4 protein-coding genes are annotated in these 8,400 nt (G+C 55.9%); 3 read left to right on the plus strand and 1 reads right to left on the minus strand.

Annotated elements, in window-relative coordinates; all coding sequences use genetic code 11:
• The first annotated feature begins 41 nt into the window (after positions 1-41).
• The 3 genes from M5J09_RS12785 to M5J09_RS12795 all read left to right on the plus strand — a co-directional run bounded on the left by M5J09_RS12785 (position 42) and on the right by M5J09_RS12795 (position 7,655).
• The gene (locus M5J09_RS12785) at positions 42-1,976 is read left to right on the plus strand and encodes a hypothetical protein (RefSeq protein ID WP_257158126.1); all 1,935 of its coding nucleotides are present in this window, start codon (positions 42-44) and stop codon (positions 1,974-1,976) included.
• Entirely contained in the window at positions 1,973-2,587 is a 615-nt protein-coding gene (locus M5J09_RS12790) for an ATP-binding cassette domain-containing protein (protein ID WP_070536670.1), read from the plus strand. The genes M5J09_RS12785 and M5J09_RS12790 overlap by 4 nt, the downstream gene beginning before the upstream one ends.
• Positions 2,588-2,666: 79 nt before the next feature.
• A complete protein-coding gene (locus M5J09_RS12795) occupies positions 2,667-7,655 on the plus strand; it encodes a DEAD/DEAH box helicase (protein WP_257158127.1) in 4,989 nt (1,662 codons plus the stop codon).
• 147 nt (positions 7,656-7,802) lie between these two features.
• On the opposite strand, the gene M5J09_RS12800 is transcribed toward M5J09_RS12795, so the two are convergent.
• Entirely contained in the window at positions 7,803-8,246 is a 444-nt protein-coding gene (locus M5J09_RS12800) for a hypothetical protein (protein WP_070536666.1), read from the minus strand.
• Positions 8,247-8,400: the final 154 nt, after the last annotated feature.

Genomic DNA, 8,400 nt, shown 5'->3' on the forward strand with positions numbered 1-8,400 from the left:
GCACGGGCTTGGTCGCCGTGGGCGTTTATACCACGGTTATTATGGCTGCCGTCGTGGCTTTTCTTGCAGCAACGCTGTACTCTTCGGTCGACGGTCACCTAGGTGGATACGGGGTTGAAGTCGAATCCGATAGTCGCGCTACAGGACGTGAAGATTTCTTTAGAGATTTGGGTGCTTTTGCCCGCGAGAATGGTTTTGAGGTTGCCATAAACTATTCCTCTCTGGCCGTTTCCGGTGGAGAGTACCGGGTTTATTCGTCCACACTTTCTCCAGACAGCGAACGGCTGGAACGACCGCGTTTCGAGCGCGGAGGCGTTGACGTGGTTTATCCGCTTGAAGACTTCCCCCACCGTGATCCACGGCAAAACATCTTTATCAAGGGTTCTGCCGCGGACGAAGAAGCGCTGATACGGTGGCTAGAATCCCAGGGACTTGACGTAGTTCCACTAAAGAATCGGATGGTTCAGATATTCGCTTCGTCAACAATTCCCGTGCTCATTATCTTGGCCATGCTTTTGTGTCTCGTTCTTGGAGCAGGCCACGCTCTGTCCCGATCCCGGGAGATCGGTATTCACCGCTTGCTGGGGCTGAGCCTCTTGAGAACAGTTGGCATTGAAGCTCAGCGCCAGAAAGGAGTTCTTTTAAAGGCATTTCTCTGTGGCCCGTTGGTCGCCGCTGGGTTGCTCTACGCATATAACGGTTGGGCAATGGCCGGAGTCTTCTGGGGTATTTTTTGCCTCGTCTGCCTCACACTGTTCGTCGTTCTGCTCTCTGGATACCTCGGCGGCCAACTCCTCGTTCGCCTGACCTCCATTCCCCAATCAATTAAGGGAAGAATCCATGCGAGGCCAATTCTTTATTCCTTGTTAGCCGTCCGGTGTATAACCCTTATTGCAGCTTTGAGCGCAGTTGCGACGTTGGTGGGGTTCGCCGCGGAAATCGACGAGCGCCACCGCTTGCAGGAGGCCTGGGATCACCATCGCGGTCCGCAAGAGTTCGCGTTGAATACGAATACTGCTTTCGAAGAATGGGCGAGTTCTGACACTGCGGCACCGTTCCGAGCCGCCGACGAGTCAGGAAAGCTACTACTCGTAGACCCTTTTTGGTTGACGTGGCCCATCGAATTAGAAGCACCCGTTCTGCTGGTAAACCAAGAATACGCGCGGCGGGCCGGGGTCACCGAGCTCAACGGCACAAACGTAACAGTCTGCTCACCGAAAGAACTGTCGCAGAGTTCCATGAGAACTATCGAGGACACGCTGGACTTTGAGGCTAGCTACACCGAAAATTCTGCCCCCGCTATCGAGTGGCATGCTCCTTGTAGCGTAGGAACAGCGTTCACCTACGATGTGGAGCTGCGCCCAGTGGTCGATGACCCGATTCTCGTCATTCTCCCTCCCGGCTTAGCGCCGTTGGGGGACCATAATCTGATGTCCAAGGTTTCTCAACAAGTCCTCTTATCGTCGTCTGCTGAAGTCCCAGAGCAACTTTTGACGGGGAGTGCGGGCACGACGCTGTCTTTTTCTAGACCGCGCGAGGACTCGTGGCAGGCTAGCGTTCGCAAGGCCGAACACAACGTGGTTTTGTGGGGATTGAATACCTTGGTCGCAGTACTGCTGGTGACAATCTTGGTCGGTGCCACCGTGATGACGTTTTGCATAGCCTATCGGCGCAAGATTCATGTGGCATATATCTGCGGTCGAAGCCCCTGGTGGGTGTCGAAGCAGGTGGTAGCCATGGAGATAGCCTTTTTCGTGGCGACGATCGGCTGGCTGTTATTCAAGATCCGCGAGCACAAGCAGCAAGCCGAGTTGCGCGTGCCATCGACATGGAATATCGGATTTGAGAATCAATGGTCATCGTTGACTATCGCAGCGGTTGTCGGTTTCGGTTCAGTATGGCTGGCAACTTCCGTGCTGTTGACGCTTCGGGCAGCATCGCGGTGGGATGCACGGGAAGGAACACAACCGCAATGACGATTTATGTACGAAACCTATCGTGTGCTTTTGGAGCTCGAGCGATTATCCAGGACTTCACTGCACACTTTGACGCGGGGCGACTGAGCGCGCTGACGGGTGCCTCGGGTAGCGGCAAGACTACTCTTCTCAATATGCTGGGCGGACTTATAGTTCCGGATTCAGGAAGTATTGAGTTCGAAGGCCAGGACCTTGCGGCGATGAGTTCGCGTGAACGCCGTAAGTTTCGTCGGGCGAATGTTGGATATCTGTTTCAGGACTATGGATTGGTCTCAGACCTGACGGTGGAGGACAACATCAAGATTGCTGTTCCCCGTGTCTCCAGCGAAGCAGTAGGCGCAGTATTGGCTGATGTTGGGCTTGGTGGAACAGAAAAGCGAACGGTCAGTGAACTGTCGGGCGGTGAGCAACAACGCATTGCTTTAGCCAGATTGATTCTCGCAGAGCCGAAGATTGTCCTGGCTGATGAACCCACGGGCGCTCTTGATGAGGAGAATTCGCACCTCGTCCTCATGAAACTGCGTCAGTTCGCGCAGAATGGTGCCGTGGTTGTCGTGGCCACGCACTCTGCGTATATTGCTGAAAATGCCGATACGGTGGTGAAGCTCTGACCTAGCGGGGAATGCAGCTGGCAAGAATTGCTTCGGTGTTGCGCCACAGCGGCTAGGGTCCGTCAGGCACAATGTTGTCATGTCGAAGTTCTCTGAGGTCCTAGAACAGCTGCGTGAAAACCAACCAAAGGCAAAGTATGGCATCGCCTTTGAGAAGCTGATGGTCAACTATTTCAAGACCGACCCGACCTTGAAGAACCAATTCGATGAAGTCTGCCGCTGGACGGATTGGCGCTACAACGGAGGCAAGTCAGATACCGGCATTGACCTGGTAGCTCGCCGCGTGGATGATGGCACGTGGACTGCCATTCAGTGCAAGTTCTACGACTCCAAGGCGCGCATCCAGAAGTCCCACCTGGATTCCTTCTTCGAGGCTTCCGGACATTCTTTTGACACTGAAGAAGGCCGCCAGCACTTTGGCAGCCGCTTGATCATTTCGACGACGGATCACTGGTCCTCCCACGCGGAGGATGCCCTGGCCAACCAGATTATTCCGACCAGCCGCATTGGCATCTCCGCCATTGCGGAGTCACCCATCAACTGGGACGTGGCGTTCCCTGGCTCGGAGGTGCGGGATAAGACTATCCAGATCAACCTTTCCCAGCGCGAGACTTTTGAGCCCCGTCCGCACCAGCAGGCGGCGATCGACAAAGCCATCGAAGGATTCACAACCCATGACCGCGGCAAGCTCATCATGGCGTGCGGTACCGGCAAAACCTTTACCGCCCTGCGCCTAGCGGAGCGCGTCGCTGAGGACAACGGCGGTAAAGCCCGCATCCTCTTCCTCGTGCCGTCTATTTCCTTGCTCTCCCAAACCCTGAAGGAGTGGACTGCTCAGGGCCGCCTCGACATGCGCGCCTTCGCGGTGTGCTCCGATAGCAAGGTCTCCAAGAAGGCTGAGGACATCGCCGTCTATGACCTTGAGGTTCCCGTTTCTACCGAGGGCAGGGACATCACCACACGCTTTGAATCCGGCAAGCGTGCCAAGGGCCTTAACATCGTCTTCTCCACCTACCAGTCCATCCAGGCAGTGCATGAGGCTCAGCAGGTTGGCCTCGATGATTTTGATCTTGTCATCTGCGACGAGGCACACCGCACCACCGGTATTACTCTTGCCGGTGAGGACGCCAGCAACTTCGTCCGCGTTCACGATGCCGACTACATCAAGACCGCCAAGCGCCTCTACATGACAGCCACCCCGCGCCTTTATGACGAAGCCGTCAAGGGCAAGGCCAAGGAACACTCGGCGGAGCTGGCTTCTATGGATGATGAAGCCATCTACGGCCCGGAGTTCTACCGCCTTGGCTTCGGTGAGGCCGTGGACAAGGGTCTGCTGACGGACTACAAGGTGCTTGTCATGACCGTGGATGAATCCGTGGCTGCCCAAGCCATGGCACAGAGTGAGAACAACCAGGTCAACCTTTCCCTAGCTTCTGCCATGATTGGCGCCTGGAATGGTTTGGCCAAGCGCTCCGGCGAATTGCAAGGCAAGAAGGGCGGTTTCGACGAGGACGCCCAGCCCATGCAGCGCGCGGTGGCCTTTGCCAAGGACATCAAGACCTCCCAACTCATTGCGGAGACCTATCCTTCACTCATCGGTACCCACCAGGAACTGCTCAAAGAAAAGGCAGTGCTGAACGACGTCTCCCTGACCAATATCGACCTCAACGTCGCCGCCCAGCACGTCGACGGTGGCATGAACGCCATGGAGCGCGGCACAAGGCTGTCCTGGCTGGAATCCCCAGCAGGGGAGCACGAGTCCCGCATGCTCACCAACGCGCGCTGCCTGTCCGAAGGCGTCGACGTCCCCGCGCTAGACGCTGTTATCTTCTTCAACCCCCGCAATTCCATGGTGGACGTGGTCCAGTCCGTCGGCCGCGTCATGCGTAAGTCTGAAGGCAAGGACTACGGCTACATTATCCTGCCCGTGGCTGTGGCCAGCAACGTCTCCCCAGCTGAAGCACTCAACGACAACCAACGCTTCAAGGTTGTCTGGCAGATCCTCAACGCGCTGCGCGCTCACGATGATCGCTTCAACGCGAAGATTAACTCCATCGCCCTCAACGGCACGGCCGGACAGGAAGACTTGCCGATTGACGTCGTTCACGTCCCAGGGGACGACGAGAAAAGCGACGCTGAGAAGCTCAGGGAAGCGGATGAAACCAAAACCCCAGAAGCACTGGCTGATAACTCAACCGTGACCCAGCAGATTGCCTTGTTCTCACTGGAGCAGTGGCAAGAAGCCATCTACACCAAGCTGGTGGACAAAGTCGGCACCCGCACCTACTGGGAGGACTGGGCAGACGACGTCGCCACCATCGCGGAGAACCAAATCACCCGCATTAAGGCGCTTCTCGACGGCGCCGATGGAACCCTGCGCACCGAGTTCGACAGCTTCGTCGAAGGCCTGCGCAATAACCTCAACGATGGCATCAGTGACGAAGATGCCATCTCGATGCTCTCGCAGCACCTCATTACGGCACCGGTCTTTAACGCGCTCTTTGAAAACCATGACTTCATCACCCACAACCCGGTGGCGCAAGTCATGGAGAAGATGGTTAAGGCTTTGTCCAAGGCGAACCTCGATACCGAAACCGAGTCCCTGGAGAAGTTCTACGAGTCCGTTCGTGTTCGCGCCTCTGAGGTGAACTCTGCCTCCGGTAAGCAGCAGGTCATCAAGGAACTGTACGAGCGCTTCTTCCGCAAGGCCTTCAAGAAGCAATCAGAAGCCCTTGGCATCGTCTACACCCCAGTCGAAATCGTCGACTTCATCCTGCGCGCTGCTGACGACGTATCCAAGAAGCACTTCAGTAAGGGGCTTACCGACGAAGGCGTGTGCATCCTCGACCCCTTCGCCGGTACCTCCACCTTCACGGTTCGCCTCCTGCAGTCCGGCCTCATCAAACCGGAAGACCTCGCCCGCAAGTACGCCAACGAACTCTTCGCCACCGAGATCATGCTGCTTGCGTACTACGTCTCAGCGGTGAACATCGAGACCACTTTCAACGCCCTGCGCGAAGAAGCAGCTCTCCGCAATGGCGAGCCCGCACCCGAGTACGTCCCATTCACCAACATCGCGTTAGCGGATACCTTCCAAATCCACGAGGAAGGCGACATCCCGGATCTCAACATCTTCCGCGAGAACAATGAGACCATCGAGCGTCAGAAGAAGGCGCCCATCAACGTGGTGATTGGTAACCCGCCGTACTCAGCAGGGCAGAAGTCCGCGAACGACCTCAACGCTAATCTGAAGTATCCGAGCTTGGATAAGCGCATTGCGGAAACGTACGCCGCAAAGTCCACTGCGACCAATAAGAACTCGCTGTACGACTCCTACCTAAGAGCTTTCCGCTGGGCCACTGACCGTATCGGCGACCAAGGCGTGGTCGCGTTCGTCTCAAACGGCGGCTGGATCGACGGCAATACCGGAGATGGAGTACGTCTGTCGATGGCTGAGGATTTCACGGATCTCTATGTGTTCAACCTTCGCGGCAATATGCGTAACTCCAACTGGCGAGCGGAAGGAGGTCAGATTTTCGGTGCAGGATCGCAGACCACTATTGCAGTGTTCATCGGAGTAAAGGACCCGAACAAGACCAATTTCAGCTTGCACTATATACAAACTCCTGATGGTGCAACGCGTGACGAGAAGCTTGAGATAGTTGAAAGATCAACTGTTAAACACATGAAATGGCAAGAACTCACGCCGAATAGGGACGGCGACTGGTTAAACCAGCGCTCTGAGGAATTCTCGACCTGGCCAGTCATAGGCGAGAAAAGAGGCACATCGACAACGTTTTTTGAGCAGTTTTCAGCGGGTTTAAAGACTGGACGAGACACATGGGCGTATGCTCAGACAGAAAACAGGCTGCTATCGAATCTCGGAGTTCTGGCCGGTACTTATGCCGAAGCAACCGCGGCGCTGCACAATTGGCTCACTGAACAAGGAATCTCAAAACCCCGGGAAAGGGACGTGACTGCATTCCTACAGACGCATCAGCATTTTGCAGACACTACTAAAGTTTCCTGGAATCGGACGCTGAAGAACCTTGCAGCTAAGGACACGGAGATTCCGGTACGCCGTAGTCGGGTATATCGTTCGCTCTATCGCCCATTTATGGAGCAGCGGGTCTACTTCGAACAGTCACTTAACGATATGACGTATCAACTCCCTTCGATGTATCCAACCCCGGAACATCGGAATATAGGAATCATAGGAACAGCTGCTGCTGATAGGGCAAAGTTTGCAGTGCTGTCATCTGAAAATTTGATTGATCTGAACTTCTGGGGTGTTCCGGGCCAATACTTCCCCCGCTTCACCTGGGCAGCCGTTTCGGCCGACGATGGTGGGTTGTTTGGTGAGGGGAGCGTCGCCAAGCAGGGCGAAGCCAGCATCTACGGTTCGATTGGTGAGGTTGTTGATGGGTACGTGCGCGTGGACAACATCACTGATGAGATTAAGGCTCTCTACCGCGATGCGCTGGGTGCTGACATCACGGGTGATGACATCTTCCACTTTGTCTACGGCAAGCTGCATGACCCCGTCTACCGCACGAAGTACGCGGCTGACTTAAAGAAGATGCTGCCGCATATTGAGACGCCAACGTCACGTGGGGAGTTCGACAAGTTTGCCGCTGCTGGTAAAGAACTGATGGACCTGCACGTGGGCTATGAATCCGTGGAGCCGTGGTCACTAGACATTCAGGTCAAGGGTGATGAGTCCGACCGAGAGACGTGGCGTGTGCTCAAAATGAAGTGGGCCAAGCGCAAGGACCCGGAGACGGGAAAGAACGTCAATGACGTGACCAAGCTGATCTACAACAAGCGCGTGACCATTGCTGGCATTCCGGCCGAGGCGGATGAGTACATGCTGGGTTCGCGCTCAGCTGTCGCTTGGCTGATTGACCGTTACCAGGTCAAGAAAGATAAGGCCTCTGGCATCGTCAACGACCCGAATGATTGGGCTGACGAGGTGGGCAACCCGCGCTACATCGTGGACCTCATTGGGAAAGTGGTGCGCGTGGCGATGGAGACGGTACGGATTGTGGATGGGCTGGGTTCTGAATAGCGATGCAATAAGCTGAGCCACGGTATTCGTGGCTGTGGCGCATCCTGCCCTGAATTCCTGGATGAACTGAGTCCGCAAGCTTGGGTGGGGCGTCGCCAAGCACAGCGTGGTAGGCAGAGCTATGGAGTTGGCGCCGAGCGTTGGGACCTAAGACAAAAGGTCCAGCCCGAAGTACGCGACAACGGGAATCAACGACGCTACCGAAAGCACGATTGCGATGATGGCTTTTCGTTTGCTTTTAGGCGCGTCAGTGTTGAGCGACGCGATGGCGATGAAGGCAAAGAGTGGTGCGAGAAAAGGCGCTGCAAAACTCATCCCGATAAGGATGAATATGCCGAGGAAGCCGAAGAAGTAGGACGCGGCATCATCGCCGCCCGATGCAACGCTGTCTGCAAAGATCAAGGAGAGTAACCCCAGCGCCCACCCACCCAGAAGAATTGCGGAGCCCCTCAGTGCGAGGTTCTCGTTAAGGAATCTTTTGAAGTCGCGGCGCGGGGGAAGTTCCGTTTCCTGGGACTCTTGAGGTGCGTCGGGGTCGGCGGGCTGCTGTGGGTCGTTGGGAAGGTGTGGGTCGATGGAGGGGTGGTCCATGGCGCTGTCCTTCTTTGGCGTCGTTATCGCCTGCCGTTTCGGCGTAGTTGGTAGGGGCAATCCGCGTAGTTGGTCGGGGTTTTCCGGATAGGTGGTAGGGCTCTCTGTTTTCGGTCATTGTATAGGTGGCGTTGGCACAACTTGTGTCGGCGCG

This window comes from Corynebacterium sp. BF-R-2 (assembly GCF_024586525.1).
GTDB lineage: Bacteria > Actinomycetota > Actinomycetes > Mycobacteriales > Mycobacteriaceae > Corynebacterium > Corynebacterium singulare.

Coding starts and splice junctions, on each gene's coding strand:
- M5J09_RS12785 (WP_257158126.1), top strand. CDS start 42: ATGGCTGCCGTCGTGGCTTTTCTTGCAGCAACGCTGTACTCTTCGGTC.
- M5J09_RS12790 (WP_070536670.1), top strand. CDS start 1,973: ATGACGATTTATGTACGAAACCTATCGTGTGCTTTTGGAGCTCGAGCG.
- M5J09_RS12795 (WP_257158127.1), top strand. CDS start 2,667: ATGTCGAAGTTCTCTGAGGTCCTAGAACAGCTGCGTGAAAACCAACCA.
- M5J09_RS12800 (WP_070536666.1), bottom strand. CDS start 8,246: ATGGACCACCCCTCCATCGACCCACACCTTCCCAACGACCCACAGCAG.